This is a genomic window from Microtetraspora fusca, assembly GCF_001570365.1.
Taxonomy (GTDB): domain Bacteria; phylum Actinomycetota; class Actinomycetes; order Streptosporangiales; family Streptosporangiaceae; genus Microtetraspora; species Microtetraspora fusca.
This window is the reverse complement of record NZ_BBYK01000077.1, coordinates 20,335-44,566: the sequence shown is the minus strand read 5'-3', so window position 1 is coordinate 44,566 and position 24,232 is coordinate 20,335. Positions and strand designations below refer to the sequence as shown.

Annotated in this window: 18 protein-coding genes and 3 pseudogenes; 8 read left to right on the top strand and 13 right to left on the bottom strand. The window is 69.7% G+C overall.

The annotated features are described in order from the left end of the window. Positions 1-62 precede the first annotated feature (62 nt). The 6 genes and pseudogenes from AWQ68_RS35925 to AWQ68_RS35900 all read right to left on the bottom strand — a co-directional run bounded on the left by AWQ68_RS35925 (position 63) and on the right by AWQ68_RS35900 (position 9,718). Entirely contained in the window at positions 63-4,907 is a 4,845-nt protein-coding gene (locus AWQ68_RS35925) for a non-ribosomal peptide synthetase (protein ID WP_084464784.1), read from the bottom strand. Positions 4,908-5,764: 857 nt separating this feature from the next. Beyond that, the gene (locus tag AWQ68_RS35920; protein ID WP_157546274.1) at positions 5,765-5,986 is read right to left on the bottom strand and encodes a hypothetical protein; all 222 of its coding nucleotides are present in this window, start codon (positions 5,984-5,986) and stop codon (positions 5,765-5,767) included. A gap of 167 nt (positions 5,987-6,153) precedes the next feature. Beyond that, a pseudogene (locus AWQ68_RS41660) lies at positions 6,154-6,348 on the bottom strand (ATP-binding protein); the annotation flags it as partial. A 282-nt stretch (positions 6,349-6,630) separates the two neighbouring features. After that, entirely contained in the window at positions 6,631-8,808 is a 2,178-nt protein-coding gene (locus AWQ68_RS35910; RefSeq protein WP_218007187.1) for an MMPL family transporter, read from the bottom strand. 320 nt (positions 8,809-9,128) lie between these two features. Beyond that, the gene (locus AWQ68_RS35905) at positions 9,129-9,362 is read right to left on the bottom strand and encodes a hypothetical protein (RefSeq protein ID WP_218007186.1); all 234 of its coding nucleotides are present in this window, start codon (positions 9,360-9,362) and stop codon (positions 9,129-9,131) included. Beyond that, positions 9,359-9,718, bottom strand: coding sequence for an ArsR/SmtB family transcription factor (locus tag AWQ68_RS35900; protein WP_245656433.1), 360 nt, complete (start codon positions 9,716-9,718; stop codon positions 9,359-9,361). The genes AWQ68_RS35905 and AWQ68_RS35900 overlap by 4 nt, the downstream gene beginning before the upstream one ends. A 341-nt stretch (positions 9,719-10,059) precedes the next feature. Between AWQ68_RS35900 and AWQ68_RS35895 the strand changes: the two genes are divergently transcribed. Continuing rightward, complete coding sequence (locus AWQ68_RS35895) at positions 10,060-10,533, top strand: hypothetical protein (RefSeq protein ID WP_066949791.1); 474 nt, start codon at positions 10,060-10,062, stop codon at positions 10,531-10,533. Between the two features lie 519 nt (positions 10,534-11,052). Here the strand turns inward: AWQ68_RS35895 and AWQ68_RS35890 are convergent. Both AWQ68_RS35890 and AWQ68_RS35885 read right to left on the bottom strand, forming a co-directional pair. Continuing rightward, positions 11,053-11,877, bottom strand: coding sequence for an arginase family protein (locus tag AWQ68_RS35890; RefSeq protein WP_066949789.1), 825 nt, complete (start codon positions 11,875-11,877; stop codon positions 11,053-11,055). Positions 11,878-12,013: 136 nt separating this feature from the next. Next, positions 12,014-13,237: an MFS transporter gene (locus tag AWQ68_RS35885; protein ID WP_066949786.1), complete on the bottom strand. Its 1,224-nt coding sequence runs from the start codon at positions 13,235-13,237 to the stop codon at positions 12,014-12,016. Between the two features lie 86 nt (positions 13,238-13,323). Between AWQ68_RS35885 and AWQ68_RS35880 the strand changes: the two genes are divergently transcribed. Next, positions 13,324-14,262 carry a helix-turn-helix domain-containing protein gene (locus AWQ68_RS35880; RefSeq protein ID WP_066949783.1) on the top strand — a complete coding sequence of 313 codons (939 nt, stop codon included), beginning with the start codon at positions 13,324-13,326 and terminating at the stop codon, positions 14,260-14,262. A 463-nt stretch (positions 14,263-14,725) separates the two neighbouring features. Here AWQ68_RS35880 and AWQ68_RS35875 read toward each other — a convergent pair whose 3' ends face one another. Continuing rightward, positions 14,726-15,454, bottom strand: a complete 729-nt coding sequence (locus tag AWQ68_RS35875; protein WP_245656431.1) for a LysR family substrate-binding domain-containing protein — start codon at positions 15,452-15,454, stop codon at positions 14,726-14,728. Between the two features lie 54 nt (positions 15,455-15,508). Between AWQ68_RS35875 and AWQ68_RS35870 the strand changes: the two genes are divergently transcribed. After that, entirely contained in the window at positions 15,509-15,880 is a 372-nt protein-coding gene (locus AWQ68_RS35870) for a DUF5997 family protein (RefSeq protein ID WP_066949777.1), read from the top strand. Between the two features lie 49 nt (positions 15,881-15,929). Here the strand turns inward: AWQ68_RS35870 and AWQ68_RS41655 are convergent. Further along, positions 15,930-16,064: pseudogene (locus AWQ68_RS41655) on the bottom strand (IS5/IS1182 family transposase); the annotation flags it as partial. 145 nt (positions 16,065-16,209) lie between these two features. Here AWQ68_RS41655 and AWQ68_RS46310 point away from each other — a divergent pair. After that, positions 16,210-16,315: pseudogene (locus tag AWQ68_RS46310) on the top strand (IS5/IS1182 family transposase); the annotation flags it as partial. A 260-nt stretch (positions 16,316-16,575) separates the two neighbouring features. After that, the gene (locus AWQ68_RS35860) at positions 16,576-18,336 is read left to right on the top strand and encodes a T6SS phospholipase effector Tle1-like catalytic domain-containing protein (RefSeq protein WP_066949772.1); all 1,761 of its coding nucleotides are present in this window, start codon (positions 16,576-16,578) and stop codon (positions 18,334-18,336) included. Positions 18,337-18,377: 41 nt separating this feature from the next. Here AWQ68_RS35860 and AWQ68_RS35855 read toward each other — a convergent pair whose 3' ends face one another. Together AWQ68_RS35855 and AWQ68_RS44500 are read right to left on the bottom strand one after the other, a co-directional pair. Then, positions 18,378-19,262 carry an aldo/keto reductase gene (locus AWQ68_RS35855; RefSeq protein ID WP_066949769.1) on the bottom strand — a complete coding sequence of 295 codons (885 nt, stop codon included), beginning with the start codon at positions 19,260-19,262 and terminating at the stop codon, positions 18,378-18,380. A gap of 14 nt (positions 19,263-19,276) precedes the next feature. Then, a complete protein-coding gene (locus AWQ68_RS44500) occupies positions 19,277-19,474 on the bottom strand; it encodes a hypothetical protein (RefSeq protein WP_218007185.1) in 198 nt (65 codons plus the stop codon). Positions 19,475-19,499: 25 nt separating this feature from the next. On the opposite strand from AWQ68_RS44500, the gene AWQ68_RS35850 reads away from it, so the two are divergent. Next, positions 19,500-20,402: a LysR family transcriptional regulator gene (locus AWQ68_RS35850; RefSeq protein ID WP_245656438.1), complete on the top strand. Its 903-nt coding sequence runs from the start codon at positions 19,500-19,502 to the stop codon at positions 20,400-20,402. 98 nt (positions 20,403-20,500) lie between these two features. Here AWQ68_RS35850 and AWQ68_RS35845 read toward each other — a convergent pair whose 3' ends face one another. Next, positions 20,501-21,124, bottom strand: a complete 624-nt coding sequence (locus AWQ68_RS35845; protein ID WP_245656429.1) for a TetR/AcrR family transcriptional regulator — start codon at positions 21,122-21,124, stop codon at positions 20,501-20,503. Between the two features lie 83 nt (positions 21,125-21,207). On the opposite strand from AWQ68_RS35845, the gene AWQ68_RS35840 reads away from it, so the two are divergent. Both AWQ68_RS35840 and AWQ68_RS35835 read left to right on the top strand, forming a co-directional pair. Next, complete coding sequence (locus tag AWQ68_RS35840) at positions 21,208-22,521, top strand: MFS transporter (RefSeq protein ID WP_066949761.1); 1,314 nt, start codon at positions 21,208-21,210, stop codon at positions 22,519-22,521. A gap of 50 nt (positions 22,522-22,571) precedes the next feature. Then, entirely contained in the window at positions 22,572-24,209 is a 1,638-nt protein-coding gene (locus tag AWQ68_RS35835; RefSeq protein WP_066949866.1) for a glycoside hydrolase family 13 protein, read from the top strand. Positions 24,210-24,232: the final 23 nt, after the last annotated feature.

Sequence of the window (24,232 nt, the reverse complement as noted above, 5' to 3'; positions counted from 1 at the left end):
GATCTCCTCCGTCGGTCGCGTGACCGCGGTGTCGTGTCTCTTGCGGGCCTCGGCGATCTCGGTCACCGGGCCTCCTCCATGTCGGCCAGGAGCAGGACCTCTATCTGCGCGGCGTAGTCCGCGAGCCTCCGCCGTTCGAACAGCAGGCGCACGGGCACGCGCAGGCCGAGGGCGTCGCTCAGCCGGGCCGCCACGAGGGCGGCGGTGGCGGAGTGGCCGCCGAGGGCGAAGAAGTCGTCGTGCGCGCCGAGGTCGGAACGGCTCGACACGGCGGCCCACACGTCGGCGACCAGCAACTCGGCCTCGGTGCTCGGCGGCACCCGCGGGGTGTCGTCGCCGGGCTCGGGCAGCGCGGTCCGGTCCACCTTGCCGGAGGCCGTGAGCGGCAGGGCGTCCAGGAGCACCCAGCGGCGGGGAACCATGTAGTCCGGGAGCCGGGAGCTCAGGCGCCGCTCCAGCTCGCCCGTGTCGGTCCCCGCCGGCGCCGCGAGATAGCCGACCAGGTGGTCGCCACCGTGCACGATCACGGCCGCGTCGGCGACGTTCTCCCGGAGCGCGGTCTCGATCTCGCCCAGCTCGATCCGGTGACCGCGCACCTTGACCTGGTGGTCGCGGCGGCCGAGGAAGTCGAGCGTGCCGTCCGGCCGCCAGCGGGCCAGGTCACCGGTACGGTACCGGCGCCCGCCCAGCGGGTCCTCGGTGAAGGCGGCGGCGGTCAGCTCGGGCCGCCCCCGGTACCCCCTCGCCACGCCCACGCCGCCGATCCACAGGTCGCCGACGGCTCCGGCGGGCAGCATGCGGCCCGCCCGGTCGAGCACGTAGGCGCGCTCCCCCGCCAGCGGCGTGCCGATCGACACCGGGTCGCCGACCGGGGCCGTCACCCGGATCATCGTGGAGTAGATCGTGGTCTCGGTGGGGCCGTAGGCGTTCCACAGCTCGGCCACCCGCTCCAGCAGGTCGCCGGCGAGGGGCGCGTCGAGCACCTCGCCGATGCTGACCACGCGCACGTTCCCGCCACGCCAGCCGGAGGCGACCAGCATGCGCAGGCTCGTCGGGGTGGCCGTCATCAGGGTGACCCCGGCCTCCTCGATCCGCCGCGCGACGGCCCGCCCGTCGAGCGCGTCCTCACGGCCGAGCATCTCCAGCCGCAGGCCGTGGCACAGGCTCACCCACAGGTCGAAGCCGAACACGTCGAACGAGAACGGCGTCAGGCCGAGCATGACGTCGTCGGGCCGGACCCCGGGGGCGATCGTCATCGAGGTGACGAACGCCGCGAGGTTGGCGTGCGTGACCTCGACTCCCTTCGGCCTGCCGGTGGAGCCGGAGGTGTAGAGGACGTAGGCCACGCCGTCGGGTTCCACCGCCGCGAGGTCGGCGGGGTCCACCTCAACCGGTACGGCTTGCGCCGACGACAGCCCGGCGAGGTCGACGACGGCGACGCCCAGCCGCTCGGCCACCGCCAGCGCCTCGCCCGCCGCGACGATCATCTTGATGCCGGCGTCCTCGACCTGGTCCCCGAGCCGCTGGAACGGGTTGCCGGGGTCGAGCGGGACGTAGGCGGCGCCGGCGAGCAGCACGCCCACGAGCGCCGCCGGGAGGTACCGGTCGCGGGGCAGGCAGACGCCGACGCAGGTACCCGCGGCGGCCGGGCCGAGCGCCGTCGCGACCCGTCGCGCCACGTCGGCCAGCTCGCCGTAGGTGAGGGCGCCCTCGGCGTCGACGACCGCCGGTGCGTGCGGGCGCCGTACGGCCTGCTCCAGCACGGCCTCCACCACGGTGCGCGGCGCGTCGCCGGGCAGCGGTACGCCGGTTCCGGCGGCCAGCAGCTCCGCCCGCTCCTCGGCGCCGACCACCTCGAACGCCGACAGCGGCCGATCGGGGTGGGCCAGGGCGTCTTCCAGCAGACGGACCAGGCGCTCGGTGAGGACCTCGGCGCCGGGCCGGTCCAGGTGCTCCACGTCCCACTCGACCTGAAGCTGGAGCCCGGCGGCCGTGTCGTTGACATAGACGATCAGCGGCGCCTGGGCGCTGCCCGCGTCCAGCTCGCCGATCAGATCCACGGCCACACCCTCGCGCTCCAGGGAGAGGGGCACCTCCGACGGCTGGATCGACAGCGTGACCGGCGTCAGCACCGCGCCGGGCGGGCGCTCCACGCCACTCGCCTCGGCCCGCTCCGGCCCCGACAGCGCGTGGTGGTCCATCGCACGGGCGGTCACGGCTCCGGCGTGCCGTACGGCCTCGCGCAGGGACAGCCCGTCCTCCAGGCGCAACCGCACCGGGATCACGTCGACCAGCATGCCGACCACGGACTCCAGGCCGGGGTCGGCGCGATCCGCCACGGCGGCGCCGAGGACGACGTCCCGCCGATCGGTCAGCCCGGCGACCAGCATGCCGAGCACGGTCAGGTAGATGGCGAACGGGGTCGCGCCGCAGTCGGCCGCCAGTTCGGCGACCCGGGCGGCCGTCGACGGGTCAATCCCGCGTACCAGTCGCTCACCGTTCAGGCGGCTGAGGCGGTCGTGCGCGCGGGGAAGCAGCTCGAACGGCGGGACGGCGCCGGCGAGCTCCTCGGCCCAGAAGGCCCGCAGGGCCTCGGTGTCCAGGACGGTCGCCTGCTCGCGCAGCGCGACGTCGCCGATCTGGAACCGCGGTTCCGGCAACCGGATGTCGCCGCCGTTGGCGAGCCCGTCGAGAAGCTCCTCCATGACGACCCCCAGCGACCAGCCGTCGAACGCGGTGTGGTCGGTGAGGAGCACCAGTTCCGCGCTGTCCGGCCCGGACCACAGCAGGGTGGCCCGCAGCAGCGGCGACTCCTCGGCGATGTCGAAGTCATGGTCGACCGCGGCCCGCCGCAGCTCGTCCGCCTCGTTGTCGGAAGCCGGGCGGTGCTCTTCGAACGGCACGGGCAGCGGCGGCCTGACCACCGCCGTGACGCCGTCCACCACGACGGAGCGGAGCGCCTCGTGGCGGCGCACGATCGCGTCCAGGGCGGCTCGCACCGGCTCGGCCGAGGTGAGGCCGCGCAGCCCGAGCCGGAACGCGATCGCGGTGGCGCCCATGTTCTGGCTGACCTCACGCATCAGCTGCATGGCGCGGTGGCCGGTGGACAGCGGATAGCTGCCGCGGCCCGCGTGGCGGGTCAGCGGGGTCGTCGCGGTGGGTGCGGCCTCGGCGATGTACGACGCCAGCTCGGCGACGGTGGGCCGGGCCAGGAACGTCGTCAGCGCCACGTGGACGCCGAGCGTGTGCTCGATCCTGGCGCAGATCTTGGCGGCGGCCAGGGAGTGCCCGCCCAGGTCGAGGAAGTGGTCGTGGACGCCGACCCGTTCGACGCCGAGCACCTCGGCGGTGATGGCGGCGAGCCGCTCCTCGGTCTCGTCCCGGGGGGCGACGTACTCGGCCGTGGGGCCACCCCCGTCGGCGGACGAGGTCGGCGCGGTGAAGAAGGTCACCGCGGGCAGCCGGGAACGGTCCGCCTTCCCCGTGGGGCCCACCGGGATCGCGTCGAGGAACACGAAGCGGGAGGGGACCATGTAGTCGGGCAGCCATTCGCGCAGCCAGGACCGCAACCGCCCGTCGTCGAGGCCCGGGCCGGACGGCTCGATGTAGGCGACCAGCCGCCGGGTCCCCTCCTCGTCGGTGGGGGCGAGCACGACGGCGTGGTTCACCAGCGGGTGACGCGCCAGTCTGCCCTGCACCTCGCCCAGCTCGACGCGGAAGCCCGCGACCTTCACCTGGTCGTCGATCCGGCCTTCGTAGAAGTAGAGGCTGTTCTCCCTGCGGACCAGGTCTCCGGTGCGGTAGTGGCGCACGCCGTCGGCGTCGGTCACGAACCGCTCGGCGGTCAGCTCGGGCCGGTTCAGGTAGCCTCGGCCGACCAATGGGCCGGCCACCCAGAGTTCGCCGAGCTCTCCGTCGCCGAGCGCCTCGCCGTCGCCGCCGCGCACCGACAGCTGCGACCAGGCGTAGGGCGTGCCGATCGGCGGCTCGCCGGTCTCGTCTCTGGAGATCTCGGACGCGCAGCAGTGCACGGTGCACTCGGTCGGCCCGTACAGGTTGACCATGCGCCGCACGCCGGGGTTGACGAAGACGCGGTCGGCCAGCGCGCGGCTCACCGGTTCGCCGCTGGAGAGCACCGTGCGCACGTTCGGGGGCAGCGGCTCCCGCAGCATCGCGGTCAGCGCCGAGGCCGCCGCGCTGATCATCGTGACCTCGTCCTTGGCGGGCAGGGTGTGCAGGGCGAGGGGGTTTTCGGCGATGATCACCGTGCCGCCGAGCAGCAGGGGGAGATAGAGCTGGGGAACGGACGGATCGAAGCAGACCGACGTCGAGGCGAGGAATCCGGCCAGTTCTTCGGCGGTGAAGTAGTCGGCGTCCCAGCGCAGCAGCGTCATCACGTTGCTGTGTTCGATCGACACGCCCTTGGGCCGCCCGGTCGAGCCGGAGGTGTACATGATGTACGCCAGGTCGGCCGGGTCGCTCGGCAGATCCGGATCGTGGTCAGGGCGGTGGCCGACGGTCTCCACCAGGACGAGGCCACGCTCCGGAAGCCGCTCCGACAGCGCCGCCGAGGTCACCGTGTGCGACACCCCGGCGTCCTCGATGATGAACTCCAGGCGGTCGGCCGGGTAGGTCGCGTCGAGCGGCACGTAGGCGGCGCCGGTCTTCCAGACGGCCAGAAGCGCCGCGATCAGCCTCTCATCGCGGTCCAGGCACACGCCGACGGTCGAACCTCGCCCCACTCCTTGGGCGATGAGTTCGTGGGCGATCCGGTTGGCCCGGGCGTTGAGGTCGGTGTAGACCGTTCGGGCCGTCCCGGCGATGACCGCTGTCCGGTCAGGAGTTCGTCTTACCTGCTGCTCAAAGGCCTTATGGACCGGTTCGAGCAGTTCAAGCTTGCCAACCACTTAGGGGGTCTCCTCGCGATGTCCGTAAAGGAGGCTCAAGTCGTACGAGGGTAAGAGTGGCAAACGCGACTTGCCCAAGAGAGGGCAAAAACCGTTTTGTTACCTGAATGTATCTATTCGGACACGGTACCCAATAAGCGAGATTTCCGCCTTGGGGGACGGCCGATGCCGTGAGTTGTAGTGACGTGAAAGCGTTCCGTGACCTCCACGGCCATCGGGAAAGCGATTACCCATCCCGAAGAAAGTCGCTACGGCCCGTAGGGGATTATCAAGGCGTGCACTGTCCGCCATGGGATCGTCTCCCCTACTGCCCGGCGGATCCCCTCACGGATCGCCCGCGGAGCACGTCGGCAGGCCGCCGTCGTGTCACGGGAAGACCACCCGGGCGGGCCCCGGTCCACCTCGCAACCTCCGGCGAGCACCGGCTTTTCGCCGTCAACGGAATGACACGCCCGAACCGGCCGCAGTCAAATAGAGGGTGATGCATCTCCGCTATACAGCGAAATGACATTTCCCCCAATTCGGCGGTGGCGATTTCCGGTTAGGCGTGGTCGTGCGGTCCACATCCAGGCGTAGCCCTTGTCGCGAATGGCATTCCCTTTTCCATGGCCGGCCGGGCATCTGATATTGACACGCGAATTTACCGGCGCGGCCGCAGGCCTCGACATGGCGATTCATTGGACATGGCGAATCGACCATCGCCCGCAGGCGGCCGGAGATCCCGACCGCTGACCGGAAGCCGACCGCTTCCGGCGGAACGGCCGGTGGGCGAAGCGGTACGGGACCACGAGATGCCCTGTGGTCCGGTACCGCCGGCGGCCCTCCGGACGTCGGCCCCGGACCACCGGCTCTTGCGGCTAGCCGAGGTATTGGTGCAGGTCGTTCAGGTTGTTGCTCGGGTTGTAGGTGCAGTAGTACCGGAAGCCGAGGATGTTCTGCGACCTCTTGTAGGCCTCGGTGCGGCAGTCGCTGCAGTTGCTGTAACTCTTGATGAACCTGCTGGGCGGCGTGGCCTGTGACGGGAAGTTGCAGGTGTTCGCCGCGAATGCCGGTGCCGGCGCGACAGCGAGCGGGACCACGAGCGCTGACGCAGTCAGAGCCGCCGCCGCGAAGATTTTCCTCGCCAGTGCCATGAATCCTCCCACAAGAGGTGATCGCAGATGCTTCTTTCTCCAGTGAGATGCTCAGGCGCGAGCAGGAGATACGACAACCTGGAAGCTTCCAGGGTCGACATCAAGATCGAAACTCACACCGGGTGCCGGGGCAGCATGAGTGTGAACACCGCTCCCCCACCCGTCGCGTTGGCGGCGGTGAAAGTGCCGCCGTGCAGGCGCGCGTTCTCGGCGGCGATGGCGAGACCGAGGCCGCTGCCCTCGCTGCGGGCCCGGGCCGCGTCGCCTTTGGTGAAGCGGTCGAAGATGTGCGGCAGGGCGGTTTCGGGAACATCGAGGTGCCGGGCGTCTCCGGGGTCCAGATCGTCTCGGCGCCGGCCGTCCGGCGCATCGTCTGTGATCGATGAGCCTCCCGTTCCCCTGCCGGCTGCTCGAGAGAGTTGGTGGTCTTCCGCGACACACTGCCGCCGGCACCAGGCCATCGGCTGGGGTGAAGGCGACCGCGGAAACCGGAACCGCGACTGGGACTGGCCGTCGTCGTACCCGAAGGCCGTGCCAAGGGGTTCCGTGTTCCACAGTCGCCTGTACTTACCGCCCCGCGCCCGGATGGCTCACACGCGCGCCGTGACTCCTCCGGGGGCGGGCACACCGCGCGGCGCCGGATGGAACGGCCACCACGCCACCCGGCCGAGAAGCGTCATCGCCGACGGAAGGATCAGAACGCGGATGACGAAGGCGTCCAGCAGCACGGCGGTCGCAAGGCTGAAGCCGATCTGCTTCATCTCGGCCAGGTGAAGGAAAACGAAGGCGGCGAACACGGTCACCATCACGGCTGCGGCGCTGGTCACGACACCGGCGGACGTGCCGATGCCGTCGACGACGGCCTGGCGGGTGGGCACCCCGCGCATCACGGCCTCCCTGATCCGGCTCACCACGAACACCTGGTAGTCCATCGACAGCCCGAACAGGATCACGAAGAGGAACAGCGGCACCCGGGACCCGATCGCGCTCGTGGCGCTCGGGTCGAAGCCGAACAGCACCGACGCCAAGCCGTGCTGGAAGAACACCACAAGCAGCCCGAACGCTCCGGCTGCGGACAGCAGGTTGAGTGCGATCCCGACCAGCCCGAGCACCAGCGAGCGGAACATCACGACCGTCATCACGAAGGTCGCAAGCAGCAGGAACCCCACGACGAGTGGCAGCTTGGCGTCCTGGTTGGCGAGATAGTCGGCGTCGCGGGCCACGTCCCCCGTGACGGCCGCCTCCACCCCCGGCAGCCGACTGACCGTGACGGGCAGATAGTCGTTACGGAGCCGGTCGAGCGACTCCCGGGCCTTTTGCGAACTCAACCGGAACGGAGTGGACAGTTCCAGCACACTGATGCGCCCGTCTGCCGACTCGCGTGCGTTCGCATGCTTGGCGAACAACGGGTCCGCCTGCGCGCGTCGCGCGAGATCCTGCAGCGCCCGTGCGACCTCGGCCGCCTGTCCCGGCTCGGACCGTACGACGACCTGGTGCTGGACGCGCAGCTCAGGGAACGCGGCGGTCTGCCGGTCGTACACCTGCAACGCGGGGATCTCGCGTGAGTGGCTGTCCTTGTTCAGGACCCTCAACTGCATGCCCAGCGCGGGAAGCGCCAGTGCGACCATGACCAGTACCGACAGGCACAGCGTGATCGCCGGATGCTTGCTCGCAGGACGCAGCAGGGCGCTCCAGACCCGGCTCGTGCCGGCCCTCTCGGGCGCGACCGGCCTGCGCCTGCGGGCCGCTCGCCGGCCGATCTTGACCAGTAGCGCGGGCAGCACGGTGAGCGAGCTGATCACCGCGACCAGGACCACGACGATCGTGCCCGTCGCGAGGGAGGCGAAGACGATGTCCCCAGCCAGGTACAGCGTGGCGGTCGAGATGATCACCGCGAGGCCGGAGACCACGACCGCGTGGCCCGAGGTGGCCGTCGCGATCTCCACCACCGCCTCCGGACTGAGCCGCCCCCCGGCACGGGCACGCTCCTCACGTTCCCGCTTGAGGTAGAACAGCGTGTAGTCGACCCCGACCGCCATGCCGATCAGCAGGATCACGTTATTGCCCACACCGGCGTCCGGGACGATGTGCGAGACCATCATTCCGAGCCCCATCGCGGCGGCGATCGACGAAAGTGCCAGCAGTAGCGGCACGCCTGCCATGACCACCGAGCCGAAGACAAGCAGCAGGGTCACCAGCGTGATCGGCAACGTGAGCGTCTCGGAGAGCGCCAGGTCGTCGCCGCGCTGCTTCTCGACGCCCCTGCTGATCGAGGGGCCGCCGGTCTCCTCAACGACCAGGTTCGGGTGCTCTTTCTGCACCTGCGAGGTCTGGTCCAGCAGCGCGTCGACGTGCTTGCGGGCGTCGAGTTCCTCGCCCTTCATCGTCACGTCCACCCGGAGTACCGAGCCGTCCGCCGATCGCACCGGCGGGTCGACGTGGGCGACCTCGGGTAGGGCCGTCATGCGGGCGGTGAGGTCCTTCACGACGGTGCGGGCCACCGCCACGTCCAGCGGACCGGACCTGGCCCGGACCGTGACGTACTCCACGGGCCTGCGCTGCAGGTCGCCCGCGGCGACCATCGCCTCGGCCCGGCCCGCCTCGCCGACCCGGTAGTCCTCGGTGGACGCGCTGCGGGTGCCCACTGCGGCGCCGGCACCGAGACAGAGCGCGACGAACAGGAACCAGCCGATGATGGCCCGCCACGGATGGGCGGCGCTCCAGCCCGCGACCCGTACGGTCAGCGGCCGCCTCGTCTCGCCGTTCACCGGCCCGCGCCGTTCGGCTCAGCGACGGCCCTGCGGGACGATTTGCATTCGAGCAGCATGAGCTGCTCTCCTTTCCTTGAGGTTCGTGTGCGTTGAAGGCACGCCGTCGAGGCGTGGGTCACGCGACTTCGTTTCCGGGGTGGCGAGTGCCAGCTCGCCACCCCGCTCTGCACGACCGGCCGCTCATCAGAGCCTGGACGACGAGTGCCGCCACGCGGCCCACTCCGTCTCACCGGTTTCATGAAATGACGGCCCCTCCGGCGTCGGCCGCGAGTGCCAGCTCGCGTTCGGCGCCGTCCGGGCTATCCCTGATCACGTAGTCATTCGACGCTCCGGAGGATCCGCTCGACATCGGTCAACCGAGTGGCGAGCTCGGCCAGTTGCCCCTGGAGCTGCTCCTGGTTGCGTACGGTCAGCTCGGCCAGCCGGCGGTACTCGGACATGGCCGCGATCTCGGTGCGGTGGAGCGTCAGCCGGAAGTAGAAGACCATGCCGGCCACGACCATGACAGTGAGGAACAGGAAGACCACGCTGGGAATGATGATCTCCTTCAACTCCGTGGCTCCTGCATGTCATCGGGTCCTTCCCGGTCGTCGTTCCGTGAACCTTGATCCATCCGCGCCGCCTCATCCCTCTGCGCGACCTCGTCGGCCCGAAGGGCGTCAAGGACTGTGTCCACCGACAGGCGCACGTCGAACGGCACCAGCTGGAAGTACTTCATCGCCTTGCCGTCCGGCGAAAGCTCCAGGTCGCCGGTGACCAGCCCGGCCTTCTCCATTCGCTCCAGGTGCATGTAGAGCAGCGGACGGGAGATACCCATCCGCCGGGCGAGCTCGCTCACGTGCACCCGACCCTCGGCGAGCCTGGCGATGATCCTCAACCGCTGCGGATGCCCAAGGGCTGCGAGCACCGCCAACAGCTCCTCACTGGTCAGAACCCCTCCGCGGTATTTCCGTGTTGCACCCTGTTAGTCAACACTGACAGGTGACATCCCGCACCGTCAACTCAGGCACTGGCGCGCTCATGGGACACGGAGGGAAGAGTGATCGTTTGGCGTTCGGCATCCTGAGACAGCGAACCCCGCCTTCCGCTACCGGAAGACGGGGTTTCCGCAGTTCAGGGGTTACGTGAGGAGTTGGCGATCCCTTCGATCGGTTGCCGGAGCGCTCCACGTCTGCCCCTGGGGCTGGTGGGCGGGCAGGCGGTGACCCTAGGATGATCGCTCTATCTTGATCATGAAAGGAGTCGCCGATGCACGCCTTTCGGAAGGTGCTGCGGAAGGTCGCCGCGGTCGCCCTGGGCGTCGGTTTGATGGCGGGATCCGTCGTGGCGTGGAGCGCCCCCGCGTCGGCGGGCGCGGCCTGCTCCGGGACGCGGGTCGAATCCCAAGCTCTGAAGAACGTTTCCGGGACGACGATCGGCTGGCTCAACGTCTACTGGGACGGCACCAACAACTGCGCCGAGATGCAGTCTGCCGGTGCCACGTGGGGCCAGCGGAAGTGGATGGTCGCCTCGATCTCCTCATGCCCCCTGTCCGACAAGGGCAAGAACTACTGCAACACCATCGCCAGCAAATCCGACGCCGGAAACTACCAGTACTACGCTGGCCCCGCCCGCGTGAACGGCGTCGGCCGGTGCATCACGGCCTGGGGCGAGATCAGCGGCCTGCCCGGCGACAGCTACATCTATCAGGTCCACACTCGCCCGTACGTCGGCCACTGCTGACCCGCCGCCTTCCCCGGTCCTCGCGCCCAGCCGGCGCGGCATTCAGGACCATGGGCGACTGCCTGACCCGCCACCTCTGAGCCCCGCCCGGCAGGGCAGCCGGGGCGGCGCGGCCCGTGGCGACCGGCGCGGTCTTACTGGAGCGCGCCGGTCGTCATGGTCAGCGGTATTCGTCCCCGGGCGCGGACGGTGAAGCACGGGAAACTCACGGTCCGAGGCCGACGGCCGCCGGACGGCGGCGCGGAGGCGGAACCCGGCCGGGTGACCGGCGCGGCCCTGCCGTATCGGGCGGGCCTCGCCGGTTCTGTGCGGCGCTCCGCGGCCCCGTCTCACCCGTCGCCGCGGGCCGGGCCGTTCTTCTCGTTGAGGGCGAGGAGGCTGTGTGGCCCGGCCAGGCCTGCCACAGGCACGGGCAGGAGGACCACATGGCCTTTCTGCGCGCGCCGTTCCTCCAGGCCCGCGAGCTGCTGCTGGCGCGGTCGGCCGAGCGCCGGTGACCGCGGCCGCCGGGCCGGACGATCAGCTGTGCAAGAGTGCCGGTACCAGTGAGGCGAGGACGGCCTGGTCCTCCTCACTGTGCGGGGCGTACTCGGTGATGCCCAGGCCCGCCGGCGCGCAGCGGGCAGTGAGCGCCCGTACGGCGTCACGCAGCGCCCCGACAGTGAGGCCGCCGGCCTCGGGGCAGCTCAGCGAGCCGAATCCTCCCGGGTCGAGGACGTCGAGATCGATGTGGATGTAGACGGCCGTGGCCCCGGTCGCGGCCACTGCCGCGACCAGGGCGTCGGGCGAGGACGCCAGGTCGGCGACGTCATGCCAGGCGATCTTCGCGTCGGCGACGTAGGCCAGCTCTGCCGGATCCAGCGCGCGGACACCCGCGAGGATCACCTGCTCGGGCCGGAGCGCTCGTGCGGGAACCAGATCGGGGTGCCCCTCGCCCAGCAGAGTGCGGAGGACCATGCCGTGGAAGGCGTGCGAGGGTGAGGAAGCGGGGGTGTTGAGGTCGCCGTGGGCGTCGAACCACACGACGGCGAGCGCGTCCCCGTACCGGGCCAGCGCGGCCGACACGGGCTCCAGCTCGACCCCGCAGTCGCCGCCGACCGTCACCACCGCGGCCGCATCCGCCTTCTCAAGGGCGGCGCGGGTCCGGGCGGCGACGGTCGTCAGCACGTCCAGGGCGCGCACGCCGTCCCGTTCGACACCCTCGGCGTCAGGGACGGGTACCTCGACGATACGGGTGGGCTGCACCAGAGACGCGAGCAGCGCGGAGCCGCGTGCGAGGCGCCGGGCATCGGCGACGCTCGATCCCTGCCACTGCGGTACTTGGATGACGGTGGTCGAAAGCATGATCTGATCATCTTAGACATCGTCACGACCGTTCAAACGATCAACGGCCTTACCGGCGCGGGTGTGGTGAGGACGTGCGCCCACGTGGTCGGTTCCGATTGACGGCGCGGACGTGGTCGAATCCTCCTTGCGGTGATCAAGCCCGGCGGAGTCGGCGGATCGGACGCGTCAGCAACAGGGCCGCGCAGACCGCGAAGCTGACGCCGGTGGAGACGAACAGCAGGTCCCGAGGGCTGACGATCTCCGAGACCGGTCCCACCAGTGCCTGCCCGACGGCGATCCCGGACACCGATCCGGCGATCTCGTAGGCGGTGACCCGGTTGAGGACGTCGGGGGCGACCTGGGTCTGCACGCTCGTCGACCACATCACCGACCAGAACGCCCAGGACATCCCGCCCAGCAGGTGGCCCGCCATCAGCAGCGGCAGCGGCAGTTCCAGCGCCACCGTCAGCGGGATGAACCCGAACCCGAAGATGGCCGCGCCACCGGCGGCGAGCGGTCGTGACGGCCGGATCTTGATCGCGATCAGCCCGCCGAGAACGGTGCCGGAGCCGAGGCCGGCCATCACCCAGCCGTAGGCGGCGTCGCCGAGGCGGTCGCCGATCAGGCGCGAGCCCAGCGGGATGTAGGGGCCGAAGACCAGGATGCCGAAGAACACCCAGATGAGGATCACCGACCACATCCAGCTGCGGGAGCGGAACTCCAGCCAGCCGCGGCGCAGGTCCACCATGACCGTCGAGCGTTCCTTGGCCCCGGTGGCCGAGGCCAGCCGGACGAGGACCAGGCACAGGCCGCTGAGCAGGAAGGTTCCCGCATCGACCGCGTAGACGGCGCCCGCGCCGGTCAGCGTTATCAGTAGGCCCGCGAGGACGGGCCCGCCGAGTTGGGTGGCCGCATCGGCGATCTTCAAGGTGCCGTTGGCGCGCTGCGGGTCCTTGGCGACAAGGGGGACCATGCCGTTGACACCGGGCTGGAACATCGCGCTTGCCGTACCGGACAGGAACGAGGCGGACAGCAGCAGCCAGAGCGGCGGGGTGCCGGTGAAGAAGGCGACGGCCACCGCGGTCTGGGTGAAGATCCGGATGATGTCCGCGCCGACCATCATGGTCCGGGCGCCCAACCGGTCAGCGAACACTCCGCCGAACGGGATGAAGAGCACGAACGGGGCGGTATAGATGGCCAGCACGTAGCCGACGCCGGACACCCCGTAAATCGCGCCGACGGCCAGCGCGGTCGCGACGGGCATCATCGCGTCACCGAGCAACGACACCGCTCTGGCGCCGAAATACAGGACGAAGTTCCTGGTCCAGAGCCTGGCCGGGGCGGCGAGGGACTGTTCGCAGTCGTAAATTGCGGTCATTTCGTGAACTCCATGACCATCTACTCTGGACATCCAGCAAGGTCGGCACAGGTGTCCACAATGACATCATTAGGTACATTCATGCCATGAAGCATCGCGTGGTCGCCCTGGTGAGCCCGCTCCAGGAGCTGTATCCGGTGACCAGCGCCTCCGCGGTCTTCGGCTACCACGGCCCGGACATCCCCGAGCACTACGACTTCACGCTCTGCGCCGAACGCCCGGGGCCGATCCGGACGACCATGGGCGTCGACATCATCGTCGAGCGCGGGCCGGAGACCCTCGCCGAGGCCGACACCCTTCTCATCGCGGGCTGGTGCTCAACGGTGGAGGTCTCCCCCGACCTCGGCGCCGCGATCCTCGCGGGCCACGCCCGCGGTATGCGGATCATGGCCATCTGCTCGGGGATCTACATCCCGGCGAGCCTCGGCCTCCTGGACGGCCGCACCGCCGCCACCCACTGGGAACAGACCGCCGAGATCGCCGTACGTTTCCCCCGCATCCGGCCCGACGCGTCCGTGCTCTACGTGGATCACGGCGACGTGGCGACGGCCGGTGCCACCGCCACGACCGTCGACCTCTGCCTGAACCAGGTCCGGCGCGAGTACGGCGCCGCCCTGGCGATGCGCATCGGCCGCCAGTTGTCGGCCGCCCCGCACCGGGAGGGCTGCCAGCGCCAGTATCCCGAACTGCCGACCACCGGCCCGGTGCCCGACTCGCTCGCCCCGCTGCTGGACTGGATCACCGCCAACCTGGACCGGCCGCTGACGATCGAGAACATGGCGGCCCGTTCCGGCCTGTCCTGCCGTACCTTCAGCCGTCACTTCACCGACCAGCTCGGCATCTCCCCCGGCCGCTGGCTGCTCGACCGTCGCATAGCCGGTGCCCGCGCCTTCCTGGAGGAGACCGACCTGTCCGTCGAGACCATCGCCCAGCGCGTCGGCCTGTCCTCGGCGGTGAACCTGCGCCGCCATTTCCACAACGCGCTGAACACCACCCCCGCCGCCTACCGGCGCTCCTTCCGTTAAGGGAATGTCCTGACAAATGCTGCCGCAGCGAGCGCGCATCCAGGTGGATGCGTCGCAAGGTGGCGGAGGAGGTCGGAGCGGAGCCCTGGTCGGGGCACGGAAAGGCCGCGTTCGAGACGGCGCCGCAGTGGAAACCCTCGCCGAAGCCGGAGTGGAACCAGCCGGCGCGGTTGGCGATGACGCGGTTTCACCCCGGCCCCCCGGGGCTCCATCGCGGCTCGTACAGTCAGGCGTGGCACTGGGCGTGACGCTCAGCCACTCGAACCTGCTCGCAGAACGTCGACCGCAGGCATGGCGACCTGGTCACGAGAAGACGCGGTCCATGACCTCAGCTCCGCCGAGGAGGACAGGGCGGATCTGCTCGCGGTAGACCGCTTCGGTCGCCGCTGTCCCGCCGTTGACCACGCCCGCACCATGAAACACGATCTTCGACTACTGGCAACCGGAGGTCCGGGGCTGCATGTCACCGAGGCCGGTGACCCCTCCCTTTACGGCGGGCCGGCACGGCGCGGCGGCCGGAGCCGTTCTGCGCGGGTTTTGGTGCCTGCCGCTGTGCGGGTTTCTTCGCAGGGGAGGCGGGGGTACGGCCCCGCGAGCTGTTCACTGTCCGGCCGCGGACGATGCCGATGAAATCTTCCACCAGATCGGTGGTCGCGTCCGTGGGCCAGGCCAGCGCGACCTGAGACTGCGGCGCGTCCAGCATCGGCCGGTAAGTGAGATCCTTGCGGTGGTGAAGGCGTGCCAGCGACTGCGGAACCAGGAGAAGCCCAGTGCCGGCCGCCACCAACTCGACCGCGCCCGCCGTTGTGGCCGGGCGGGTGAACGCGGGCAGCCCGGGTCGGACCGTCCACTCGATGGTGTCGTCCAGAGGATGCAACACCTCGTCGTCGCTCAGATCGGCGATGGCCACCTCGTCGACGGCGGCCACCGCGTGGTCCTTGGGCACCACGACCACCGTGGTCTCCACGTAGAGAGGAATCACGCTGAGCCCGTCCCGGTCGACCGGCAGCCTGACGAATGCGGCGTCGGCGCCGCCATCCCGCAGGAGTTTCACCACCTCGGCGGCGGAAACCGCGACCAGGGTAACCGGCACGTCGGGCATCCTCTCGGTCCAGACGTTGACCCATTTCGCGGGCGTCACCCCGGGCACGTACGCCAGCCGGAACACCCTGCCGGTCTCCCCATCAGTCACTTCCTCAGGGTACCGATGTCAGGTAACCGGTTCCGACTGACTACTCTTGGCGCCATGACCTCGCCCAAACCGAAGACCACCCAGACGATGAAGCCCGCGACCGCGGCAAAGAAGCTGGGTGTCCTCCTCTCGGCCACTCCCGCCGAGTTCCAGGCGGGTGTCGTCTCCAGGGACGAGCTGAACGAGTTGCAGTCGACGCCACCCGCCTGGCTCGCTGATCTGCGCCGCAACGGCCCGCACCCCAAGCAGGTCATCGCCGCGAAGCTCAGGGTCTCCATTTCCGGCCTGGCCAGAGGCGGGATCACCGGACCGCTCACCACCGCTGAGATCGATGCGCTGAAAGCGGAGAACCCGGAGTGGCTGGAGCGCGAGCGGTCCATCCACGCCGAGATCCGCAAAGAAGCACTCCGCCTCAAGGAACGCTAGACAGCTGAGATCCTGCACGTCTCCGACCCGAGACGAGCCCGTCGAATCAGCCGCGCTTGCCCCGCACGGGCAGGATGGCCTCCGGCAGTGGCACCAGCTGAGTGACATCGTCGCGGTTGCCGCCGGTCACGATGACGGCGAGAGGGATGCCGGCGGAGTCAATAATCAGGTGGTGCTTGCTGCCTGAGGCGACGGTGACCACGACGTGGGCCACCGGGTCGGTCATGGCGTCCACGTCGCGTGGCCGGAGCACGCCGACGTCGGCGAGCGCGCCCCCTCGGACGCACGCCGAGTTCCCTGCCGAGGCGGTCGCCAAGGGGCTTGGGACGGGGGTCGAATCCAGCCGGCGGTTGGGCGCTACCGCTGGATGTCGTTGAGCGCTCGGTCTCCTGGCTGGCCGGCCGCCGACGCTTGAACCGCAGCGATGAACGCAGGGCTCCTGGGCGCAAGGACCATGCCTCCTCCGCTCGAGTAGGCGGCTTACGGCCCATGGCTATCCCGGCAAGCAGACGACCCTGGTCTTGTGCGGACATTTCTGGGGCCAATTTTTACATCGTTTCATCGAGAGACGCCGGGTGGACTCATGTCGTAGCTTTCGAACCCCAACCTTGAATTGTTGACCAGTTTCCAAGGAACATCGCTCGGGAATGGTGCGAGCACGGCCTCGACGAGGCTCTTCTCATCGCGGGGGGATCATGACCCATCTCATCGTGTGCTGCGACGGTACCTGGAATACTCCGGAGATGGAGTCGGTCACCAATGTTCGCCGACTGTATAACGCTCTCAATGAGAAGGACTTGAACGGCGACCGCCAACTGGCCTACTACCAGCCCGGTGTGGGGACTCTGCGCAACAGGCTGCTGGGTGGAGCTTTCGGGCTCGGACTGTCCGACAATGTGATGGATGCCTACCTCTGGCTGACCATGCGATATTCCCCGGGGGATCGCATCTCTCTGTTCGGGTTCAGCCGCGGCGCCTACACTGCCCGAAGCCTTGCCGGAATGATTTCGGCGTGCGGACTGATCGACACCACGAAGATGGACGAGGCGAAGCTCTGGCCTCAGATCAAAGAAATATATAACCGTGGGTATCGGCAGAGAAAGCACGACCCGCACGGTCGTGAATGGCGGAACGGGCTCACCTTTCGCTGGGCCCCGGACAATTTCGAGCAGATCCCCATTCACTTCATCGGGGTATGGGAGACAGTCGGCGCGCTCGGCATTCCGGCCTACATGGGGTGGCTCAGTCTTCTGGACCCGTTGCACCGGTACGACTTCCACGACATGCGGCTCAACCCGTACATCAAGCACGGTCGCCACGCCGTGGCCATGGACGAGCGCCGCAGTCCCTATACGCCCGCTCTGTGGTCGGAGCCGTATGGGCCCGCGCAGGTCGTCAAGCAGGTGTGGTTCGCCGGTAGCCACGTGGACGTCGGCGGCGGTCATTCTCAGCGGGGGTTGAGCGACTGCGCACTGCTGTGGATGATCGACGAAGCGCGCGAGGCGGTCGGTATCGGTTTCTACAAGTCGACGGTGGAAGACCAGATCAAGCCCGATCCACTCGACGTTCTGCATGACGACGACCATGGTGCGTTCGGCGTGCTGGAGCCGTTGATCGAGCCGCAGTTCGAGCCAGTACGTGAGATCTTCCTACAGCCGCGACCGCGTGCCGTGCCGAGAATCGATCCGGACGCGATGACTCCCCTGATCCACCAGTCGGTGTACGACCGGTACCTCAACCCGCCCATCACAAGCGGGCCCTACCGGCCGACCCAGGTGCTTGCTCCGGGACAGAGCAGGACGGTCGAGGTGTTCGCCCACGAGCCGTGGAACGAAACCGGACTCTACCTCGAGGCCGGCGACTATCGCTTCACCGCCGAGGGCCAGTGGCGCGACGCCGGGATCCTGTCCGGGCCCGCCGGCACCACAGGTCTGGGCCGCTTCAATCCTCTGGTCGAGAAGCTCCGACTCGTGGGCACGCTGCTGGGTCAGGGCGAGGAGCTGTTTCGGCTCGTGACCCGGAACAGGGTGGCGGATTTCATCGGTGCGCGCCGGGAGGAGGACCTGCCCTGGATGTCGCTGGTCGGTGTCGTCGCCAACGACGCGATATCGGTCGACGGTGAGTACAAGGTCCACGAGCGGATTGCCGTCGGGGCCGGCACAAGCTGCCGTGTCACCAGGAGCGGGTATCTATATGCCTTCGCGAACGACGCCTGGGGTTTCTACGGCAACAACCAAGGCAGCGTGCACCTCACCGTGACAAGAGTCCCTGTCGAGGAGCAGCGAACCGTCTCCGCGCGCGCCAAGCGGGAAGGCAATCGGCAGCAAGCCCCACAGCGCGGCAACGAGGAAGTCACAGGCGTAGTAGCTCCGCGGCGCGGCGCCGTACCCTCCGGCACTCGCCGGACAGAGTTGGCCGATGCCCGCCGAGGACGCCGTGCCGGTCAGCAAGAGTAACGAGCGCCCCAACTTTCAGCGACGACGCCCCGGGACTCGATTCAGCTCGGCAGCGCCGCCTCAAGCCGTGTCAGCTCCGCCGTGCTCAGCTTGACCTGCACGGCCTGAGCCGAGTCCCGGATGGAGGCCGGGCGGCTGGCTCCCGGCACCGGGATCACCACCGGGGAGCGGGCCAGCAGCCAGGCCAGGGCGAGCCGTTGCGGGCTGACGCCACGCTCGGCGGCGATGTGGTGGAATGCGGTGCCTGCCGAGGTCGAGCCGTAGGGGCCGTCGAGGGAGCTGCGGGAGATGCCGCCGAGGGGACTCCAGGTCAGGAAGGCCAGGCCCAGCTCGGTGCTCAGCCGCAGCTCGGGCTCACTGTCGCGGACCGCCGGCGAGTACTGGTTTTGCACGGAGACGAGCCCGTCCCCGAGGATCGCGTGCGCCTCGCGGATCTGGACGGTGGTCACGTTGGAGATCCCGGCGGCGCGGATCGTGCCGGCGTCGAGCAGCTCGCGCAGTGCGCCGACGGAGTCAGCCCAGGGCACGGCCGGGTCCGGCTTGTGCAGCTGGTACAGGCCGATGGCCTCGACGCCCAGGCGCTTGGCGGAGGCCTCGGCGGCGCGCTTGAGGTGATCCGGGGTTCCGGTGACGGTCCAGCTGCCGTCGCCGGGGCGGCCGCGGCCACCCTTGGTGGCCACGAGGACGCCGGAGGTGTCGCCGCCGTAGCGGGCCAGGGCGCGGGCGATGAGGAGCTCGTTGTGCCCTGTCTCACCGGCGTGCCAGTGGTAGCTGTCGGCGGTGTCGATGAGCGTGACCCCGGCGTCGAGTGCGGCGTGGACGGTGGCGATGGCTCGCTGTTCGTCCGGGCGGTGCTCGATGGACAGCGGCATGGCGCCCAGGCCGACGGCACTGACGGTGGTGTTTCCGATACGGCGGTACTGCATGGTGGCTCTGTTCCTCAGATGGTGGGGACGGCGGATGTGGTGAGGGGCTGGACGGAGCCGCGATTGATCACAGTGACCTGATGGCCGGCCGCCTGCAGGCGCTCCACCAGGAGCTTTACGACGTACCGGCTTCCGCCGATGACGCAGATCTTTTGCATGCCCCCATCCTGGAGATCTATGGTCATCAGCAGAAGTGCCGACTTGCTGGACACGCATTAAGGAAAACTGTTGATCGATGTGCAGCGGCTCCGCGTCCTGCGGGCGGTGGCGGAACACGGCAGCTTCAACCAGGCGGCCACCGCCCTGCACCTCACCCCCTCGGCCGTCTCCCAGCACGTGGCCGCCCTGGAGCGCAGCCTCGGCGCCCAGGTCGTCACCCGCAGCACCCGCGGCGTCACCCTCACCCGATCCGGCCAGATCATGGTCAGCGCCGCGGAATCGGTCGCCGCCGAGCTCGAACACGCAAAACAGCAGGTCGACCGGCTCAGCACCGGACGCATCCAGCTCACCATCGCCACCTTCACCAGCGGCGGCAGGCTGCTCCTCCCCGGCGCGTTTGCTCGGCTCACGACCGCCCATCCCGACACCGTGCTCCACGTCACGGAGAACGAGCCCGAAGACAGCCTGCCCCTGGTCCGCCAGGGCGCCGTGGACCTCGCACTCGCCTACCACTTCGACGGCCCGCTGCCCGGACAGCAAGGACGGAGCCACAGCCTGCAGTGGACCGCGCTCATGGAAGACCCACTGCACGTCGTCCTGCCGGAAGGCCATCCACTCGCCGAACGCGACGCGCTCGACCTCGCCGAGTTGGCGGACGAGCCCTGGGTGCTCGGCTGCCTCAAGACCGAGGCGTACCTCCGCCGCTACGCCGAGCGCGCCGGCTTCGACCTGGAGGTGCGCGGCACGACCACCGACTACTTCTTCGCCCGCTCGCTCGTCGCCGCGGGCATGGGAATCTCCCTGATCCCCTCCATCGCACTGGCCCCCGAGGTGCCGGGCCTGCACACCGTCCCGATCACGCCACCGGTTCCGACCCGGCACATCGGCGTCGCCACGATCGGCCGCCGACGTGACCACCCCCAGGTCACGACGCTCATCCAGGCCCTCCGCGATCAGGCGGCAGCGCTGAACGAGGCGTGAGCACGGGCCAGTTCACGCTGTACGCACCCGCCCTCCCATCCACCGCCACCTCGAGAAGCCCCTGCCGCTGTAGGCAACCGAACCGAAGCCCGCGTGGGTCAGCGGGAGACGTCGGCGAAGTAGGCGCGCAGCAGCCGCCGCCCCTGGTCGATCATCGCCGGGTCTCCCTGGCGCGAGGCGCGGAAGGCCAGCGCGAGAGCCACAGACGTGGCCTCGATCGCGAGCCGCATGACGCGATGCGGGTCGGGCAGCGGAGGCAGACCGACCTCCCCGACGGCGAAGGCGTAGAGCCGGTCGGCCAGCACGTCACCGCCCTCCTCCGTCTCGCCGTCGGGCAGGAAGGACGGGCCACCGGGGCGGGTGTCGGCGAAGTCGACCACGGTGAAGCCGGGGACGGTGCGCCGCATCTCGATCGTCTCCTCGATGACGATCTCGGCCGCCCGAGGCCACGTGAGCATGGCCTCACCGGCGGCGCGGCGCCGGAGCCGCTCGATCAGCAGCTCCAGGTTCCGCATGGCGAGCTCGCGCATCATGCCGGGCTTGCCGTCGAAGAACTGGTAGACCGTACCGCTCGGCACACCGGCGCGGCGGGCGACCTCCGAGGTGGTGAGGGAATCGAAGCCGACCTCGTCCAGGAGCCCGGCGCAGGCGTCGAGGATCCGCTCGACGCGTTCGATGCTGCGTTTCTGCACCGGTCTGCGACGGACGCCGTGACTGGTCAAGGTAGATCCCTCCAGGGTCTTAACATGACACCCCGTCATGTTCTAACGTGGCGCCCACTCACCTTAGGACAGGAGGGGCGTCCGTGGCCGATCGGCGCACCACACCCGGACCCGGCACCGGACGCGATACCGGAGGTGACGCAGAGGGCGGCGCCGTCCCCGGGGAGCCCACCCGGAAGGTCTCCGTCGGCTGGATGTCCCTGCTCGCCATGGTCCAGATGGGGATCATCATGGCCTCCACCACCGGAGGCCAGATCCTGCTGCCGTCCCACGTGGAACGCATCGACCCTCTGCACAAGGAGGCGTCGCTCGCCGTGGTCTTCGCCGCGGGCGCCGTGTTCACCGCCGTCGCCAATCCGGTGTTCGGCGCGCTGTCGGACCGCACCGTCGGCCGGTTCGGCCGCCGCCGCCCCTGGATCGTGGCGGGCGCGCTGCTCTGCGCGGCCTCCCTGGTCTTCCTCGGCGGGCAGAACTCACTGGGCGGCCTGGTGGTGGGCTGGTGCCTGGCCCAGCTCTCCTTCACCGCGATGATGGCCACGGCCGTGGCGACCGTCCCCGACCAGGTGCCCGTACCGCAGCGGGGCAAGGTGTCCGCGCTCGCGGGCGTCGGCCAGCTCACCGGGCCGCTGCTCGGCGGGCTGGTCGTGACGATGGCGGTCACCGGGCTGTTCCCCGGCTACGTGGCGGTGGCGGCGCTGGTCCTGCTGTCGGTGCTGCCCTTCGGCCTGTTCACCCGTGAAGCGCCGATCACGCGCTCGCCCGGACGTGGATTCGACCCGCGCGCCTTCGTCACCGGATTCTGGATCAGCCCGCGCCGCCACCCTGACTTCGCCTGGGCCTGGCTGAGCAGGTTCCTGATCAACCTCACGCTCTCGATGGGGATCGGCTACCTGCTCTTCTTCCTGCGGGACGCCGTGCGGTACGAGCGGCTCTTCCCCGGCTCCACGGCCGAGCAGGGCGTGCTCGTCCTGGTGACGGTGTTCACGCTGAGCAGCGTCGCGCCGGGCCTGCTCGCGGGATGGCTGTCGGACCGGATCGGGCGCCGCCGGCCCGTCGTCTTCGCGGGCGGCCTGACCATGGGCGCCTCCGCGCTGGTGCTCACCACCCTGACGAGCTGGCCGGCCGCCATCGCCGCCGCGGCGCTCCTCGGCGCGGGCACCGGGATGTTCGCGTCGGTGGACCAGGCCATGGTCACCCAGCTGCTCCCCGCCGCCACCGACCGGGCCAAGGACCTCGGGGTGGTGAGCCTGGCGAACTCCGCCGCCGGCGTCCTCGGGCCGGTGATCGCCGCGCCCCTGGTCACCTCCGCCGGCGGTTACCCCCTGATGTACGGCGTCGCGGCGGCGTTCGCCGCGTGCGGAGCCGTACTCGTCTGGAAGATCCGCGGCGTTCGCTAGATCACGCGGAAGCTCGCTGGAGCACGAGGAAGAGAGAAACGATGCCCGAGATGACCGATCCGACATCCGCCCCGTGGTGGCGTGACGCCGTCGTCTACCAGGTGTATCCGCGCAGCTTCGCCGACGCGGACGGCGACGGCGAGGGAGACCTGCGCGGTGTGCGGGCGCGGCTGGACCACCTGGCCGACCTGGGCGTGGACGCCGTCTGGATCAGCCCGTTCTATCCCTCGCCGATGGCCGACGGCGGCTACGACGTCGCCGACTATTGCGACGTGGACCCCCGTTACGGCACGCTGGCCGACTTCGACACCCTCGTGGCCGAGGCGGCGGAGCGTGGGATCCGGGTGATCGTGGACATCGTGCCCAACCACTGCTCCTCTGAGCATCCCTGGTTCAGGCAGGCGCTGGCGGCACCCCCGGGCAGCCCCGAACGCGACCGGTTCATCTTCCGCGACGAACCCAACAACTGGCAGTCGAACTTCGGCGGCCGCGCCTGGACCCGGGTCGCCGACGGCCAATGGTATCTGCACCTGTTCGACTCGGGACAGCCCGACTGGAACTGGCGCAACCCCGACGTGGTGGCGATGTTCGAGCAGGTGCTGCGTTTCTGGCTGGACCGGGGCGTCGCGGGCTTCCGTATCGACGTGGCCGCCATGCTGTACAAGCAGGAGGGCCTGCCCGACCTGCCGCCCGACCGCCAGACGGCCTACCTCGTCCCGGACGGGTCGCCGGTGCCGTACGAGCACCAGCCCGAGCTGCTCGAGCTCTACCGGTCCTGGCGGAAGATCCTGGACTCCTACCCCGCCGACGCGTTCCCTGGGCCGCGCGGCACAGTGGCCGAGATCTGGTTCGACGACACCACCAGGGCCGCGCCATACCTGGCCGGGGACGGGCTGGGGCAGCTGTTCAACTTCCGGCTGATGCCGACGCCGTGGTCCGCGGCGGAGTTCCGCGCGGTCATCGAGGACTCGCACCGGCTCGCCGTCGAGACCCGCGGTTCGGTCCCGTGGGTGCTCGGCAACCACGACGTGCCCCGCATGGTCACCCGGTACGGCGTCGACCAGGCCCTCGTCCGCAACCCCACCCCGGACGTGCTGCTCGGCCGGATCGACGTGGACCGCGAGCTGGGGACCCGCCGCGCCCGCGCCGCCGCGCTGATCCTGCTCGCGCTGCCGGGCGCCGCCTACATCTACCAGGGCGACGAGCTGGGCCTGCCCGAGCACCTGACCATCCCGGACGACGAGCGCCAGGACCCGATGTTCGAGCGTACGGCCCGGACTTTCATGGGCAGGGACGGCTGCCGCGTGCCGCTCCCCTGGTCCGGCACCGCCGCGCCGTACGGCTTCGCCGACCGGCCGGTCCGGACCTGGCTGCCGCAACCGGACGACTGGGCGGAGCTGACGGTCGAGCGCCAGCGGGCCGACCCGGGCTCGATGCTCGCCCTCTACCGGGCCGCGCTGGCGGAACGCCGCCGCCATCCCGCCCTCGGCGACGGCGACATGACCTGGCTGGACCTCGGCCCCGACGTGCTCGCGTTCGGGCGCGAGCCGGGCTTCGTCCTCGTCGCCAACCTCGGCGCGGAGCCGATCGCGTTGCCCGCGCACGACGAGGTGCTGCTCGCCGGCGGACCGCTCGACGGCGACCTGCTTCCCGCCGACACCGCCGTGTGGCTGCGGACCGGCGCCTGACCGCCCCACCCCAGGAGAACCAC